Below are 14914 nucleotides of genomic sequence, written 5' to 3' on the forward strand. Positions count from 1 at the left end.
TTCGTCCCGGTGGACGAGCAGCATTCCGAAAATCGCAAGAGGCTAAAATGGTCGTCAATACCGATCAAACGTCGTTCCTTTTCGGGAAGCTGACGTGGGAATCCATCCCCATCCATGAGCCCATTCTGATCGTGACCTTCGCGGTTGTGGCGCTTGGCGGCGCAGCCGTGCTTGGCGCGCTAACCTACTTCCGGCTCTGGGGATATCTCTGGAAGGAATGGTTCACCAGTATCGATCACAAGAAGATCGGTATCATGTACATCATTCTGGCTCTCATCATGCTGCTGCGTGGGTTTGCCGACGCCATCATGATGCGCCTCCAGCAAGCCATCGCATCGGGTGGTTCTGAAGGGTATCTGAACCCCCACCATTACGACCAGATTTTCACCGCCCACGGCGTGATCATGATCTTCTTCATGGCAATGCCGATGATCACTGGTTTGATGAACTACATCATTCCATTGCAGATCGGTGCGCGTGACGTCTCGTTCCCGTTCCTCAACAACTTCTCGTTCTGGATGACGACGGCCGGTGCCATCATCACCATGATCTCGCTATTCATCGGTGAATATGCGCAGACGGGCTGGCTGGCTTATCCGCCGCTGTCGGGCATTCAGGGGAGCCCAAGCGTCGGCGTCGACTATTATATCTGGGGTCTGCAGATCGCCGGTGTCGGAACCACGCTCTCGGGTATCAACCTGATCGTGACCATCATCAAGATGCGCGCTCCGGGCATGACATTGATGCGCCTGCCGATCTTCGTCTGGACGTCGCTGTGTTCCAACATCCTGATCGTGGCCTCGTTCCCGATCCTGACCGGCACGCTCGCACTTCTGACACTCGACCGTTACGTTGGTACCAACTTCTTCACCAACGATCTCGGTGGCAACCCGATGATGTATGTCAACCTCATCTGGATCTGGGGTCACCCGGAAGTCTACATTCTCGTGCTGCCAGCCTTCGGCATCTTCTCCGAGATCGTATCGACCTTCTCGAACAAGCGCCTCTTCGGTTATGCCTCGATGGTCTATGCGACGGTGGTTATCACCATTCTCGCTTATGTCGTCTGGCTGCACCACTTCTTCACCATGGGTTCGGGTGCCAGCGTCAATGCCTTCTTCGGCATAACGACCATGATCATCTCGATTCCGACGGGTGCGAAGATCTTCAACTGGCTGTTCACCATGTACAAGGGCCGCATCACCTTCGATGTGCCCATGCTGTGGGCCATGGGCTTCATGATCACCTTCGTCATTGGCGGTATGACGGGCGTTCTGCTCGCCGTTCCCCCGGCTGACTTCGTGCTGCACAACTCGCTGTTCCTGATCGCCCACTTCCACAACACGATTATCGGCGGCGTGGTGTTCGGTGTTCTGGCTGGTATCTCGTACTGGTTCCCGAAGGCCTTTGGTTACCGTCTCGACCCGTTTTGGGGCAAGATGTCCTTCTGGTTCTGGTTCGTCGGCTTCTACTTCGCCTTCATGCCGCTCTACGTGCTCGGCCTGATGGGGATTACGCGTCGTCTCAGCCAGTTCGAGGACACATCGCTTCAGATATGGTTCATCATCGCGGCCTTCGGTGCATTCCTTATCGCACTCGGTATTGCGTCCTTCGTCATCCAGCTCATCGTCAGCTTCCTGCGACGCGAACAGCTGCGTGATGTGACCGGTGACCCCTATGGCGGTCGTACGCTGGAATGGTCCACGTCTTCGCCTCCTCCTGCCTACAACTTCGCTTTCACGCCGGTCGTGCATGAAATCGATGCCTGGGCGCATATGAAGAAGCACAATGCAGAACGTCCGGTCGATGGCTTCATCCCCATCCACATGCCAAAAAACACCGGCACGGGCGTTATCATCAGCGCGATCAGCGTCGTGCTCGGCTTCGCACTGGTTTGGCACATCTGGTGGCTGGCAATCGTCTCCTTGGTTGCGATTATCGCGGTCTCCATCGCTCACACCTTCAACTACAATCGCGACTATTACATCCCGGTATCGGATGTGACGGAAGTCGAAGCAGAACGTACGAAGCTGCTGGCAACTCAGGCGTAACAGAATGTCTCAAGCACCTGCCCAGAGCGCCAACGGCGCAGAAAAGCCGGTCTTCTATCTGAAGGAAGACCACCACCCGGAAAACGGTACGTCTATCGGTTTCTGGCTGTATCTGATGAGCGACTGCCTGATTTTCGCAACGCTCTTTGCAACTTACGCCGTCGTCGGTCGCAGCTATGCGGCCGGCCCGTCCGGTGCGGATCTGTTTGATCTGAAGCTGGTGGCCATCAATACGGCCTTCCTGCTGTTTTCTTCCATCACCTATGGCTTTGCCATGCTGGAAGCGCAGAAGAAGAACATCAACACGACCCTGATCTGGCTCGCCATCACCGGCCTGTTCGGTCTGGCCTTCTTGAGCTTGGAACTCTACGAGTTCTATCACCTGATCCATGAAGGCGCGACGCCACAGCGCTCGGCGTTCCTGTCGGCCTTCTTCGCGCTGGTTGGTACCCACGGCCTGCACGTCACCTTCGGTGTCATCTGGCTAGTCACGCTCATGGTACAGGTGAAGAAGTTCGGCCTGCATCCTGAAAACATGCGCCGCCTGACGTGCCTGTCCATGTTCTGGCACTTCCTCGACGTGATCTGGATCGGCGTCTTTTCCTTTGTCTATCTGGTTGGAGTTCTGTGATGAGTACGAACACACACGACCATAACCACGATCATGGGCATGCCCACGCACATGGCGATGATCACCACCACGATAGCGGCGAAGATCACGGCTCTTTCAAGAGTTACATGATCGGCTTTATCCTCTCGGTCATCCTGACGGCCATTCCGTTCTGGCTGGTCATGGGCGATGTCATCGATAATCGCACCACCACCGTCATCGTCATCATGATCTTCGGTGTGATCCAGGTTTTCGTGCACATGATCTACTTCCTGCACATGAACACCAAGTCGCAGGGCGGCTGGACCTTCATGTCGCTGCTGTTCACGCTGGTCGTGGTCATGATCACGCTCGTCGGTTCGCTCTGGGTCATGTACAACATGAACAAGAACATGATGCCGACCATGACCATGGAGCAGATGCGCAACATGCCGTAACGGTTACAGTTGCAACGATATTGCGGCCCGCGCAAAAGCGGGCCGCTCTTCTCCGAGAGACACAAAACCCCATGAATCGGAGAGCGGATTCATGGGGTTTTTTGTTGAGCGGGAAAGCTCCCATGACCACCCAAAATGAAAATACGCTGCGTAAGGGCATTCGCCCTGCGGCCATCGTCGTCATCTTCATGACCGTCATACTGACCGGCTGCCTGTTGGCGCTCGGCACGTGGCAGGTCAATCGCCTTGCATGGAAGCGCGATCTCATCGCCCATGTGGAGGAGCGCGCTCATGCCGCGCCCGTGGAGGCACCAATGGCCAGCGATTGGCCGATGATGACCGAGCCATCGCAATACGAATATCGCCGCGTCCACCTGTCCGGCACTTTCCTTCATCAGGACGAGGTGCAGGTGTACACGGTTTCCGATATTGGCCCCGGTTATTGGGTGCTGACGCCGCTGCGACGGGACGACGGTTCGTCCATCATCGTCAACCGCGGTTTCGTCCCCACCGACAAACGCGAACCTTCCGCGCGTCCGCAAGGCGAGGTCGAAGGCCGCGTCGATGTCGTCGGATTGATGCGCGCACCGGAGACGGGCGGGCTTTTCCTGCGCACAAACGATCCACAGAACAATCGCTGGTACGCCCGCAATATTGCTGAAATCACACAGGCCAAACATATCGAGAATGCCGCGCCTTTCTACGTTGACGCGGATGCGACCCCCAATCCGGGTGGGTTTCCTATCGGCGGCAAGACGATGCTGACCTTTCCCAACAACCACCTGTCCTATGCCATCACATGGTACATTCTGGCAGGCATGGTGGTGGCTGCGGGGTGGTATGTCACGCGCAATCTCAATGCGCCAAAGAAAGCCAGAGCAGACGATCAAGACAGTGCTTGAAGAAAGCGTTTCACCTTTCTCATCGCGGTGATTATATCACTCGTTTGTTATCGCGGCCGTTTGGGCTGCGCTTTTTCTGGGTGACGTATGGCACGAGCCTTTCTTCTCGTTCTCGATTCCTTTGGCGTGGGTGGCGCGCCGGATGCCGAAGATTACGGCGATCTCGGCTCCAACACGCTGGGCCACATCGCGGAGTTCTGCGCCGCCGGTGCGGCAGATCGCGCAGGCTTGCGCTCCGGCCCGCTGAAATTGCCGAACATGTCGGCGCTTGGCCTTTTAAACATTGCAACACTGTCCAGCGGAGAGACCCCCGCCGGCATGGAGCCACCGGAACGCATCTATGGCATCCACGGCTCTGCCAATGAGGTTTCCAAAGGCAAGGACACGCCGTCAGGCCATTGGGAAATTGCAGGTACGCCGGTCCGGTTCGATTGGGGTTATTTCCCGACCGAGGGCGATGCTTTCTCTCCTGAACTGGTCGAAGCCATTTGCGAGCAGGGCGAGGTACCCGGCATCCTCGGAAATTGCCACGCATCCGGCACCGAGATCATTGCGCGTTTCGGTGCGGAACACATCCGCACCGGCAAGCCCATCTGCTATACGTCCTCGGATTCCGTTTTCCAGATTGCGGCGCATGAAGAGCATTTCGGACTGGAGCGGCTGATCGCCTTTTGCCAAACGGTGCGCAAACTGGTCGATCCCCTCAATATCGGCCGCGTCATCGCCCGGCCATTTACGGGCGAGACCGTTGCCACATTCGAGCGAACCGGCAATCGCCGCGATTTTTCCGTTCTGCCGCCGGAACCGACCTTGCTCGACCGTCTGGTGGAGAGGGACCGAAAGGTGCTCGCCATCGGCAAGATCGGAGATATCTATGCGCATCAGGGCGTTACCCGCGTCATCAAGGCCAATGGCAATGAAGCCCTGATGGATGCGACATTGCAGGCGATGGACGAGGCCGAAAACGGCGATCTCGTCTTCACCAATTTTGTTGATTTCGACATGAACTATGGACACCGTCGCGATGTCGCGGGTTATGCCGCGGCACTTGAGGCTTTCGACGCTCGCTTGCCGGAAATTCACCGCAAGATGCAGCCGGGCGATATGGCCATTCTCACTGCCGACCACGGCTGCGACCCAACATGGCGCGGCACGGACCACACGCGTGAGCGCGTGCCGATTATGGCCTTCGGTCCCGGCATCCGCGAACGCAATATCGGGATACGCTCGTCCTTTGCCGATATCGGCGAAAGCATAGCGTCCCATCTCGGCATCGCAACTGGCCGCCACGGCAGGAGTTTCATGTGACGTCCCATCTCTTGAAAGCAGAAATTCATTGCCATCTAGAGGGTGCTGCCCCACCTACATTGGTAGAACAGCAAGCACAGAAATACGGCATAGACAGCAGCAGCTTCCTGCGCGATGGCGCTTACATCTGGACGGATTTTGCCGAGTTCATTCGCTGCTATGATGCCGTTGCCCAAGTCTTCAAGACCGAGGAGGATTACGCGCTTCTGGCCGAGACCTATCTGACCGAACTGGCCGGTGAAAACACCATCTATAGTGAGCTGATCATTTCGCCCGATCACGGCGACCGTATCGGTTTGGGCGCGGATGCCTATCTCTCTGGGATCGCGGCAGGCATCGCGGCGGCCAAGGACAAGACCGGCATCGAAGCACGCATCATCGTCACCGGCGAGCGCCATTTCGGCCCCGAAAGCGTGATTGCTGCTGCTGAATATGCAGCGCGGGTCAGGCACCCGCTGATCACAGGCTTCAACATGGCAGGTGAAGAGCGCATGGGCCGCGTGGCGGATTATGTCCGCGCCTTCGATATTGCCCGCGATGCCGGGCTTGGGCTCACCATCCACGCGGGCGAAGTCTGCGGCGCTTTCAGCGTGACGGATGCGCTCGATCTGGTCAAACCCCAGCGTATCGGCCATGGCGTACGCGCCATCGAAGACGATGCATTGGTCGCGCGACTGGTAGAACTCGGCACGGTGCTGGAAGTCTGCCCCGGCTCCAACATTGCGTTGAATGTCTATCCGGATTTCGAAAGCCATCCCTTGAAACGCCTTCGCGATGCGGGCGTGCGCGTTTGCATCAGTTCCGACGATCCACCGTTCTTCCACACATCGCTGGCGCAGGAATATGAGATCGCTCGCCACGCCTTTGGGTTCAGCGATGCGGAGATCAATGCGATGACTCGTACCTCGATCGAGGCCGCGTTTGTGGATGAGAACACACGCGCGACGCTGCTTGCTAAGCTGGATGCGTAGTCTTCAGCGGCATAAATCGAGCAGGAACGGAGGTACAAAATGTGCTTCCGGTCTTGCGAAAGTCGCGTATTCGGTGAAATACAGAGACATCATAGATAAAAGAAAAGGCCAGGTTCATGGACGGCGTCACCGTTATCGCTCATCCCCTCGTGCAGCACAAACTTACCATCATGCGCAAGAAGGAAACCTCGACCGCCGGTTTCCGCCGTCTGCTGCGGGAAATCTCGACGCTGCTGTGTTACGAGGTCACGCGCGATCTGGAAATGACGATGGAGACCATCGAAACGCCGATGCAGACCATCGACGCGCCGGTTCTGGAGGGCAAGAAGCTGGTGTTCGCCTCCATCCTGCGTGCCGGTAACGGCCTTCTGGAAGGCATGCTCGAGCTCGTTCCCTCCGCCCGCGTTTCGCATATCGGCGTCTACCGCGATCATGATACGCTGGAAGCAGTGGAGTATTTCTTCAAGGCACCCGACAATCTCGATGCGCGCCTGATCATCGTTGTCGATCCGATGCTGGCCACCGGCAACTCGTCCATCGCTGCCGTGGACAAGTTGAAGGAACGTGGAGCGAAGAACATGCGCTTCCTCTGCCTGCTGGCCGCCCCCGAAGGCATCAAGAATTTCCGCGAAGCGCATCCTGATGTGCCGATCTTCACGGCCTCGATCGACAGCCACCTAAACGAACAGGGCTACATCATGCCCGGCCTCGGTGACGCGGGCGACCGCATGTACGGCACGAAATAACGCCTACAAAAAATGCGCCCTCAGCGATGAGGGCGCATAATCAGTGAGACAGATATCTCTTACTTCATCGTCGGCATGACGAATTCAGCACCGCTCTTGATGCCCGACGGCCAGCGTGCCGTGACCGTCTTGGTCTTCGTCCAGAACTTGATAGAATCTGTGCCGTGCTGGTTGAGGTCGCCGAAGCTCGAAGCCTTCCAACCGCCAAAGGAGTGGTAGGCCAAGGGGACGGGAATTGGAACGTTGATACCGATCATGCCGATATTGATACGGCTGGCAAAGTCACGGGCTGCATCACCATCGCGGGTGAAGATTGCAACGCCGTTGCCATATTCATGCTTCATCGGCAGATCGAGCGCCTCTTCGTAGTTCTTTGCGCGAACGACAGAGAGAACGGGTCCAAAGATTTCCTGCTTGTAGATATCCATGTCGGTGGTCACGTTGTCGAACAGGCATCCGCCGACGAAGTAACCATCTTCATAGCCCTGAAGCTTGAAATTACGGCCATCGACGACAAGCTTCGCACCCTGCTCAACGCCACTGTCGATCAGGCCGCTCACACGTCTCTGCGCTTCCTTGGTGATCAACGGACCCATATCAGCCTTGTCATCTGTGTAGGGGCCGATCTTCAGCGCTTCGATCTGCGGAATGAGCTTTTCGATGAGACGGTTGGCCGTCTCTTCGCCAACGGGAACGGCAACGGAAACCGCCATGCAGCGCTCGCCAGCCGAACCGTAGCCAGCACCCATCAATGCGCTGACGGCTTGATCGAGATCGGCATCCGGCATGATGATCATGTGGTTCTTGGCACCACCGAAGCACTGCGCGCGCTTGCCGTTCATCGCTGCCGTGCCATAAACATAGCGTGCGATGGGCGTGGAGCCGACGAAGGAGATCGCGCCGATATCCGGATTGGTCAGAATGCCGTCAACCGCGCTCTTGTCGCCATTGATGACGTTGAGGATACCCGCTGGCAGACCAGCCTCGATCATCAATTCTGCCAGACGGATAGGTAGCGATGGATCGCGCTCGGACGGCTTTAGGATGAAGGCGTTGCCGCAGGCAATCGCGGGCGCAAACATCCACATCGGGATCATGCCGGGAAAGTTGAACGGCGTAATACCTGCGCCAATGCCGACCGGCTGGCGGATGGAATACATATCGATGGCAGGACCAGCGCCTTCGGTGTACTCACCCTTGGAGAGATGCGGAATGCCGCAGACGAATTCGCAGACTTCAAGTCCGCGAATGATATCGCCCTTGGAATCTTCCACCGTCTTGCCGTGTTCGCTGGAGAGCAACGTTGCCAGCTCATCCATATTTTGGTTCAGCAAATCAACAAATTTGAAGAACACGCGCGCACGGCGCTGCGGGTTGGTTGCGGCCCATTTTGGCTGCGCGGCCTTGGCACTCTCCACGGCGGCCAGAATTTCCGCGTCGCTGGCCAAAGAAAGCGTGGCCTGGACTTCACCCGTTGCCGGGTTGTAGACATTGGATGTGCGACCGCTGGTGCCAGCAACATGCTTGCCGTTGATAAAGTGACCGATTTCTTTCATGGATGTTCCTCCGGGATTTTTTGATAGCGAACCATCGCACTTCAATTTATACAAATCAATGAGCTGATATAAGAAGCCGTTGTGCGTAAATTGAAGTCCAAAACTGGATGGCCAAACAGTGAGCAAATCGATGGATCAAGACCTTGTCGTCAGAATGGCGGACATCGAAATCGATCCGCGTCATCTGGATACCTATCGCCATTTGCTTGCCGAAGAGATCGAGGCTTCAGTCACTATGGAAGAGGGCGTGATCTCGTTGAATGCGGTGGCGATAAAGGATTGCCCGGAGAAAATTCGTATCCTCGAAATCTACGCCAGCCCTGCGGCATATGAGGCCCATTTACAGACTCCGCATTTTCTCAAATACAAAACAGCTACGGCGGCAATGGTGAGGTCGCTCACGCTGATCGACGTGGAGCCCGTGATCTTGCGTAGCAAGCCATGAACTGGGATGACGTCCGTATCTTCCTTGCTGTTGCGCGCACGGGCCAAATCCTTGCTGCATCGAAACGTCTCGGCCTGAACCATGCCACATTGTCGCGACGGCTGACATCCCTGGAGGAAGCGCTCAAGACCCGACTTTTCACCCGCCGCACCAACGGCTGTGAGTTGACGGAAGATGGTGGTCGCTTTCTGATATCGGCCGAGCATATGGAAGCGGAAATGCTCGCGGTTCAGGCAAGTCTCGGACGCAGCGATGCCGCGATTAGCGGAACCGTGAGGATCGGTGCCCCGGACGGTTTTGGCGTCTCGTTTCTGGCGCCACGCCTTGGCGCATTGATGTCGCTACACCCGGAACTCAAGATCGAGCTTGTTCCGGTACCACGCTCTTTTTCGCTGTCGCAACGCGAAGCAGATATTGCCATAACGATTGAAAGGCCGGAGCAGGGCAGGCTGGTTTTCTCGAAACTGACGGATTATTCGCTGGGTCTCTATGCGTCGAAATCCTACCTGACGCAGCACGGAACGCCTGAAACTGTCGAGGCGCTAAAACTTCACCGCCGTATCGGCTATGTCGAAGATCTGATCTTCTCGCCTTCGCTGAACTACACCGGCGAAATCATGCGGGACTGGAATGCGAGCTTCGAAATTTCCAGTGCCATAGGCCAGATGGAGGCGGTGCGCTCCGGTGCGGGCATCGGCATTCTGCATGATTATATCGCTCGCAGCCATCCGGAGCTCGTGCGGGTTTTGCCCGAGGTTTCGATCCACCGATCCTACTGGACGGCCTTTCATGAGAATGCACGGCAACTTGCGCGCGTCAGAACCGTGGTACAGTTTCTTCAGGATATCGTATCCAGCGAGCGACAGATGTTTCTGTAATTCATATGGCTGAAGTCTGCCGACCAAATTCATCGCATGCGATGGGATAAGTTTTGTTGGAATAGACATCTCTCATATACACATCGAACCATCCTTGGGCTTGACTCGGAAAAGGACCTCGCGGAGTCATGGGCTTCTAGGGAGTTCAAAAACAAAATGCCCAATTTCATTCGCCAGCTTTCACCCACGGGTCTCGGGGTGGCTGTCATGCTGCTCGGCATGCTTCTCTTTGCGTTGAACGACGCCATGGGAAAATGGCTGGTTTCCACTTACAGCCTAGGGCAAGTGGTGCTGGTGCGTAGCGTTGCGGCCATCATCGTACTGACCCCTATTCTTTGGAGAGCGGGTGCAATCAACGTCGTGCGTGTCGAGCGTCCCGGCTTGCAGGCGGCGCGGGTGTTTTTCTCCACGGCAGAGCTCTTCTGTTTCTATTTCGCGGTCAAAGCGCTGCCTTTGGCGGATGTCATGACCTATTGGCTGGCAGCACCCATCTATGTCGCGGCGCTGTCGCCATTTCTGCTGGGTGAAAAGGTTGGCTGGCGGCGCTGGACGGCGATTGCGATTGGTTTTGTCGGCGTCTTGATCGCGCTGAAACCAAGTTCGGCGTCGCTGACGTCGGCTGCACTGTTTTCCATCCTTGGAAGTGCCGCCTTTGCATTCATGATGTTGTCTGGGCGTCAGCTACGAAATACGCCGGATACGGTTCTGGCCTTCTGGCAGATCGTGGGAGCAGCCCTTGCCGGTATCGTTGCCATTGCCGTTACGCCTGCGGGCTGGGTGCCTCTGAAGTCGGGCTTCGATCTCTCCCTGCTGGCTCTGCTGGGCATTGTCGCCATGATGGCCCATGTGCTGGTCAACCGCGCGCTGAAGCTGGCCGATGCCGCGACGGTGGCACCCTTGCAATATACGCTGCTGCTCTGGGCGGTGGTATTCGGATGGCTGATCTTTGGCGATGTGCCGCAGTCCAGCATCGTCATCGGTGCCGGCCTCATCGTCCTGGCGGGCCTCTATATCTTCTTCCGGGAAAACACCCTCAAACGCAGACAGGCGAAATCCGCAAATCCACCGCTGGATGACCTCGTCTGATCTTTCAGATCATCGCGCCAGCCAGCCGCCATCAACCGGCAGAACGGTGCCGTGAATATAATCGGCAGCGCTGGAGGCAAGGAATACCGCCGCTCCGCCAAGCTCCTCCGGCTTGCCCCAATGGCCTGAGGGAATACGCGCCAGGATCGCCGCGTTGCGGTCCGGGTCGTTGCGCAGGGCTTCCGTATTGTTGGTGTCGAAATAGCCGGGCGCAATGGCGTTGACGTTGATGCCCTTAGCAGCCCATTCGCAGGCCAGAAGCCGGGTCAGGCCCGCAAGACCGCTCTTGGATGCGGTGTAGGACGGAATGCGGATCCCGCCCTGAAATGACAGAAGCGAAGCGATGTTGATGATCTTGCCAGGCTTGTTTTCCGCCACGAGATGACGGGCAAATGCTTGGGCGAGAAAGAAAACCGACTTCAGGTTCACATCCATCACCGCATCCCAATCTGCCTCGCTGAAGTCCAACGAGTCGGCGCGTTTGATGATGCCCGCGTTGTTGACGAGAATATCGGCGCGGCCGGAAAGACGCACGGTTTCACTGATGATCTCGCCAACGGGTGCAATGGATGACAGGTCGGCTTTGATGCTGTGGCTTCGGCCGCCAATCGCCGAAATCGCCGCTTCCGTTTCCGCCATGGACGAACGGCCAACGAGTGCCACGGTTGCTCCCGCACCTGCCAGTGCTGTGGCGATGCCCTGTCCCAGGCCGGTGTTGGCACCTGTGACGATGGCCGTCTTGCCGGTCAAGTCGAAGGAAATCGTCATTCCGTGTCTCCATCCATCAATAACTCGCTGTCTGTCTCCTCTATCGCAGACACATCAAGCAGGCAAGAAACAAATAGTATCTCTTTATAAAATGATATTATGACAACGTGCTGCGCAACTGCAGTTTGTAAATCGGCTCAAATAATGCGCATTTGGTCGACTCATGGGCTGAAAAAACAACTTTCACCTTGACGAGATCACGAACTTGAGAGACTAACAAAGACATTCCCATCCCCTGACATCGGGATTTGGGAACCGAACTTTGGTGCCGGGCCCCTCTGGCGAGAGTTTTACGGCGCTCTCGCGATGTCGGTACCGCCTGCTTATGACGCCGGCGGATTTAAACCCATGAAAAATCTGACCATGCATTCCATGCGTGCGCTTTGTGCCATGCCTGCTCCACGTTTTCCCGTTCGCCCAGCTAGCGCGGGAGCACTGTGATGACGACGACAACAAAATCCACACTCACCTATTTCAAATGGGCCTTCATCGTTACGATCGTCGGCCTCATCCTCGGCGGCTATCTTGGCTGGCAGATGACGGGTACCGTCAGCGGTACCGCGACGATCTTCTTCATCTGCGCGGTTCTCGCAGTTCTGGAAATCTCGCTCTCCTTCGATAACGCCATCGTCAATGCCAACAAGCTGAAAGACATGACGCCGGAATGGCAGCATCGCTTTTTGACCTGGGGTATTCTCATCGCCGTTTTCGGCATGCGTATCGTTTTCCCTCTGCTTATCGTCGTCATCGCGGCCAATGTCGGCCCTTGGACAGCCATGGTCATGGCGGCAACCGAGCCGGATCGTTATGCCCAGATCATGAAGGATGCGCATCTGCCGATTGCTGCCTTCGGCGGCACCTTCCTGATGATGGTGGGCCTCAGCTTCTTCTTCGATCATGAAAAAGACGTTCACTGGGTTCGCTGGTTCGAAGAAAAGATTGCGACCTACTCCTCCATCAAGGGCATCGAGATCGCTTTTGTTCTGATCGTCATGCTGGTCTTCTCGCGCATCATCGCCAACAGCGCTGATCCGGCTCTTGGGCCGGAGGCAGCCAATGTCTTCTTCAGTTCCGCGATCTGGGGTCTGTTGACCTTCCTTCTCGTTGAAGTTCTGGGCGGTATTCTGGATCGCAGCCAGCAGGTGCTGGAAGGTGCGGCAAAGGGCGGCTTCGGTGCGTTCCTTTACCTCGAAGTGCTGGATGCCAGCTTCTCTTTCGATGGCGTCATCGGTGCCTTCGCGCTGACCTCCAACCTCTTCATCATCGCCATCGGTCTTGGCATCGGTGCCATGTATGTGCGCTCGATGACGATTATGCTGGTGGAAAAGGGAACGCTGGCGGAATACCGCTATCTCGAGCATGGCGCGTTCTATGCCATCCTCATCCTGTCGGTCATCATGTACGTACAGAGCCTTGTCCATATTCCCGAAGTCATCACGGGTCTGGGCGGCGCAACGCTCATCGGTATCTCACTTTGGTCTTCGATCCGCTACAACAAGCGCGAACGTGCGCATGAAATCGAAGCTGGTCGGAACGCCGCGGTGTGATGCCTGATTGCATGTTATTTATGCATTGGGTGAGAAAATAAAGCGTCGCGCATTTGGATTCTGGTTCGAATGAACCGGATTTCGGGGCTTGTTTGAACTGGCATGCTTCATGCTTGTTTAGATTCAAGTCCAGAGGGGACGCAAAGCTCGAACGAGCCATCAACCGCCGCCACTATCTGCGCTCTTGCGTGGTCATAGTGGCGGCGGTTTTGTTTTGTTCATTGATTTGGCGGAAGATACGGTCACAGTGAGTTCGGGCAATGCCCCAAGCCAATGGAGAGGGAAATTGTCTGTCGAGCTGTCACCAACGCAAGCGCTGAGCCTCTGGCACAGGGTGGTCCTGGCGCAGGTGGAAGACGATGCGCCGGATATGACATCGCGACAAATGGCGATTCTTCTGCATATCTATCTCGTGCCGCCGCCGCATACGGTCCGCGGCCTGGCCTCGGTCCTCGGCGTCACCAAACCCGTCATCACCCGAGCGTTGGACAGCATGGGCACGATTGGGCTTGTGGAGCGGGAGCGTGATCAACGTGACCGGCGGAATGTCGTGATAAAACGCACGGTCGCCGGTGCGCTTTATCTGGAAAAATTCGGCGATCTGATTATTGATCAAGCCCGAAAAGCTTAAATACCGCCTCGAACGATCCGGCGCGCAGAGCCGACACAACACAGCAGGACGCAACGATATGACATCCGCAAATACGCCCCTTGACCGCCGCCTGCACATCTTCCGTGCCGATCTGGCCGACGAGACATTGAAAGGTCAGGTCGAGGCTGCTCGCTTTGTGAACGGTACGCCCGCCCAGGTCAAAGTTCCCGTCATTGGCCTGCGCCCAAAGCCCGACCTAGCTGTCGGCATAGATACGGAGCTGTTGCTGGGCGAAACGTTGCACGTGTTTGACAGAGCTGAGGGCTGGGCATGGGTTCAGGCGGATGCGGATGGCTATGCCGGATATCTACCGGAGACCGCGATTGGCGATATCTTGCACGCCACGCATCACATTATCGCACCGCGTACGTTTCTTTACCCCGAGGCCGAACTTCGGAAGCCACCCGTTGCAGCGCTGTCGATGGGCAGTTCTGTAACCTTTATAGGGGAAGCTGAGACACGCGGTACGCGCTATCTGATGACGGAAAAAGGCGAGGGCGTCATTGCCGCCCATTGCCTTGCCCTGGACCAGCCATCACCGACGGATTATGTTTCGGTCGCGCTGCGCTTTCTGGAAACGCCGTATCTATGGGGCGGACGGTCCGGTTTCGGCATCGATTGCTCGGGTCTGGTGCAGCTTTCCATGGCGATGACCGGAACATCCGTTCTGCGAGATACAGACATGCAGGTCACATCGCTTGGGACACCGATCGACAGCGACGAACTGCGCCGTGGCGATCTCGTTTTCTGGAAAGGCCATGTCGGCATCATGGAGGACGAAGCAACATTGCTTCATGCGAATGGCCACACCATGAATGTATCGCGAGAAAATCTGGAAGAAGCGATAAAGCGGATCGGCTGGCTCTACGAAATGCCGACCGCCTTCCGCCGCCCTTGACGTTTTCACGAAAACGTTTGGATGTAACCGCTGTTTCGGTGTCAGCCGCCCCTATATAA

General features: G+C 56.6%; 15 protein-coding genes. 13 read left to right on the forward strand and 2 right to left on the reverse strand.

The window, feature by feature from the left end:
• Positions 1 to 47 precede the first annotated feature (47 nt).
• From cyoB to upp, 7 genes are all read left to right on the forward strand, one after another.
• Complete coding sequence (cyoB, locus tag DSM25558_RS04550; protein WP_077102192.1) at positions 48 to 2051, forward strand: cytochrome o ubiquinol oxidase subunit I; 2004 nt, start codon at positions 48 to 50, stop codon at positions 2049 to 2051.
• A gap of 4 nt (positions 2052 to 2055) precedes the next feature.
• Positions 2056 to 2682 (forward strand): cytochrome o ubiquinol oxidase subunit III, encoded by a 627-nt coding sequence (gene cyoC, locus DSM25558_RS04555; RefSeq protein ID WP_077102194.1) that lies wholly within the window; start codon positions 2056 to 2058, stop codon positions 2680 to 2682.
• Positions 2682 to 3098 carry a cytochrome o ubiquinol oxidase subunit IV gene (gene cyoD / locus DSM25558_RS04560; protein ID WP_077102196.1) on the forward strand — a complete coding sequence of 139 codons (417 nt, stop codon included), beginning with the start codon at positions 2682 to 2684 and terminating at the stop codon, positions 3096 to 3098. The genes cyoC and cyoD overlap by 1 nt, the downstream gene beginning before the upstream one ends.
• A gap of 122 nt (positions 3099 to 3220) precedes the next feature.
• Positions 3221 to 4000 carry an SURF1 family protein gene (locus DSM25558_RS04565; protein WP_077102198.1) on the forward strand — a complete coding sequence of 260 codons (780 nt, stop codon included), beginning with the start codon at positions 3221 to 3223 and terminating at the stop codon, positions 3998 to 4000.
• 87 nt (positions 4001 to 4087) lie between these two features.
• Positions 4088 to 5308, forward strand: a complete 1221-nt coding sequence (locus DSM25558_RS04570; RefSeq protein WP_077102200.1) for a phosphopentomutase — start codon at positions 4088 to 4090, stop codon at positions 5306 to 5308.
• A complete protein-coding gene (locus DSM25558_RS04575) occupies positions 5305 to 6279 on the forward strand; it encodes an adenosine deaminase (RefSeq protein ID WP_077102202.1) in 975 nt (324 codons plus the stop codon). Before DSM25558_RS04570 ends, DSM25558_RS04575 begins: the two co-directional genes overlap by 4 nt.
• A gap of 116 nt (positions 6280 to 6395) precedes the next feature.
• The gene (gene upp, locus DSM25558_RS04580; protein WP_077102204.1) at positions 6396 to 7025 is read left to right on the forward strand and encodes a uracil phosphoribosyltransferase; all 630 of its coding nucleotides are present in this window, start codon (positions 6396 to 6398) and stop codon (positions 7023 to 7025) included.
• Positions 7026 to 7084: 59 nt separating this feature from the next.
• Here the strand turns inward: upp and DSM25558_RS04585 are convergent, their stop codons facing one another.
• A complete protein-coding gene (locus tag DSM25558_RS04585; RefSeq protein ID WP_077102206.1) occupies positions 7085 to 8581 on the reverse strand; it encodes a CoA-acylating methylmalonate-semialdehyde dehydrogenase in 1497 nt (498 codons plus the stop codon).
• Between the two features lie 130 nt (positions 8582 to 8711).
• On the opposite strand from DSM25558_RS04585, the gene DSM25558_RS04590 reads away from it, so the two are divergent.
• The 3 genes from DSM25558_RS04590 (at position 8712) to DSM25558_RS04600 (ending at position 10990) form a co-directional block, all read left to right on the forward strand.
• Complete coding sequence (locus tag DSM25558_RS04590; RefSeq protein WP_077102208.1) at positions 8712 to 9026, forward strand: putative quinol monooxygenase; 315 nt, start codon at positions 8712 to 8714, stop codon at positions 9024 to 9026.
• Complete coding sequence (locus DSM25558_RS04595; protein ID WP_077102210.1) at positions 9023 to 9904, forward strand: LysR family transcriptional regulator; 882 nt, start codon at positions 9023 to 9025, stop codon at positions 9902 to 9904. The genes DSM25558_RS04590 and DSM25558_RS04595 overlap by 4 nt, the downstream gene beginning before the upstream one ends.
• A 156-nt stretch (positions 9905 to 10060) precedes the next feature.
• The gene (locus DSM25558_RS04600) at positions 10061 to 10990 is read left to right on the forward strand and encodes a DMT family transporter (RefSeq protein ID WP_077102212.1); all 930 of its coding nucleotides are present in this window, start codon (positions 10061 to 10063) and stop codon (positions 10988 to 10990) included.
• Positions 10991 to 10999: 9 nt separating this feature from the next.
• On the opposite strand, the gene kduD is transcribed toward DSM25558_RS04600, so the two are convergent.
• The gene (gene kduD / locus DSM25558_RS04605; protein ID WP_077102214.1) at positions 11000 to 11758 is read right to left on the reverse strand and encodes a 2-dehydro-3-deoxy-D-gluconate 5-dehydrogenase KduD; all 759 of its coding nucleotides are present in this window, start codon (positions 11756 to 11758) and stop codon (positions 11000 to 11002) included.
• A gap of 440 nt (positions 11759 to 12198) precedes the next feature.
• On the opposite strand from kduD, the gene DSM25558_RS04610 reads away from it, so the two are divergent.
• From DSM25558_RS04610 to DSM25558_RS04620, 3 genes are all read left to right on the forward strand, one after another.
• Positions 12199 to 13305, forward strand: coding sequence for a DUF475 domain-containing protein (locus DSM25558_RS04610; protein WP_077102216.1), 1107 nt, complete (start codon positions 12199 to 12201; stop codon positions 13303 to 13305).
• Between the two features lie 286 nt (positions 13306 to 13591).
• Positions 13592 to 13936 (forward strand): MarR family transcriptional regulator, encoded by a 345-nt coding sequence (locus DSM25558_RS04615; protein WP_077102217.1) that lies wholly within the window; start codon positions 13592 to 13594, stop codon positions 13934 to 13936.
• Between the two features lie 58 nt (positions 13937 to 13994).
• A complete protein-coding gene (locus DSM25558_RS04620; protein WP_077102360.1) occupies positions 13995 to 14855 on the forward strand; it encodes a C40 family peptidase in 861 nt (286 codons plus the stop codon).
• The last annotated feature ends 59 nt before the right edge of the window (positions 14856 to 14914 follow it).

The organism is Agrobacterium sp. DSM 25558 (assembly GCF_900100825.1).
Lineage (GTDB): Bacteria > Pseudomonadota > Alphaproteobacteria > Rhizobiales > Rhizobiaceae > Agrobacterium.

Coding starts and splice junctions, on each gene's coding strand:
- cyoB (WP_077102192.1), top strand. CDS start 48: ATGGTCGTCAATACCGATCAAACGTCGTTCCTTTTCGGGAAGCTGACG.
- cyoC (WP_077102194.1), top strand. CDS start 2,056: ATGTCTCAAGCACCTGCCCAGAGCGCCAACGGCGCAGAAAAGCCGGTC.
- cyoD (WP_077102196.1), top strand. CDS start 2,682: ATGAGTACGAACACACACGACCATAACCACGATCATGGGCATGCCCAC.
- DSM25558_RS04565 (WP_077102198.1), top strand. CDS start 3,221: ATGACCACCCAAAATGAAAATACGCTGCGTAAGGGCATTCGCCCTGCG.
- DSM25558_RS04570 (WP_077102200.1), top strand. CDS start 4,088: ATGGCACGAGCCTTTCTTCTCGTTCTCGATTCCTTTGGCGTGGGTGGC.
- upp (WP_077102204.1), top strand. CDS start 6,396: ATGGACGGCGTCACCGTTATCGCTCATCCCCTCGTGCAGCACAAACTT.
- DSM25558_RS04585 (WP_077102206.1), bottom strand. CDS start 8,581: ATGAAAGAAATCGGTCACTTTATCAACGGCAAGCATGTTGCTGGCACC.
- DSM25558_RS04590 (WP_077102208.1), top strand. CDS start 8,712: ATGGATCAAGACCTTGTCGTCAGAATGGCGGACATCGAAATCGATCCG.
- DSM25558_RS04595 (WP_077102210.1), top strand. CDS start 9,023: ATGAACTGGGATGACGTCCGTATCTTCCTTGCTGTTGCGCGCACGGGC.
- DSM25558_RS04600 (WP_077102212.1), top strand. CDS start 10,061: ATGCCCAATTTCATTCGCCAGCTTTCACCCACGGGTCTCGGGGTGGCT.
- kduD (WP_077102214.1), bottom strand. CDS start 11,758: ATGACGATTTCCTTCGACTTGACCGGCAAGACGGCCATCGTCACAGGT.
- DSM25558_RS04610 (WP_077102216.1), top strand. CDS start 12,199: ATGACGACGACAACAAAATCCACACTCACCTATTTCAAATGGGCCTTC.
- DSM25558_RS04620 (WP_077102360.1), top strand. CDS start 13,995: ATGACATCCGCAAATACGCCCCTTGACCGCCGCCTGCACATCTTCCGT.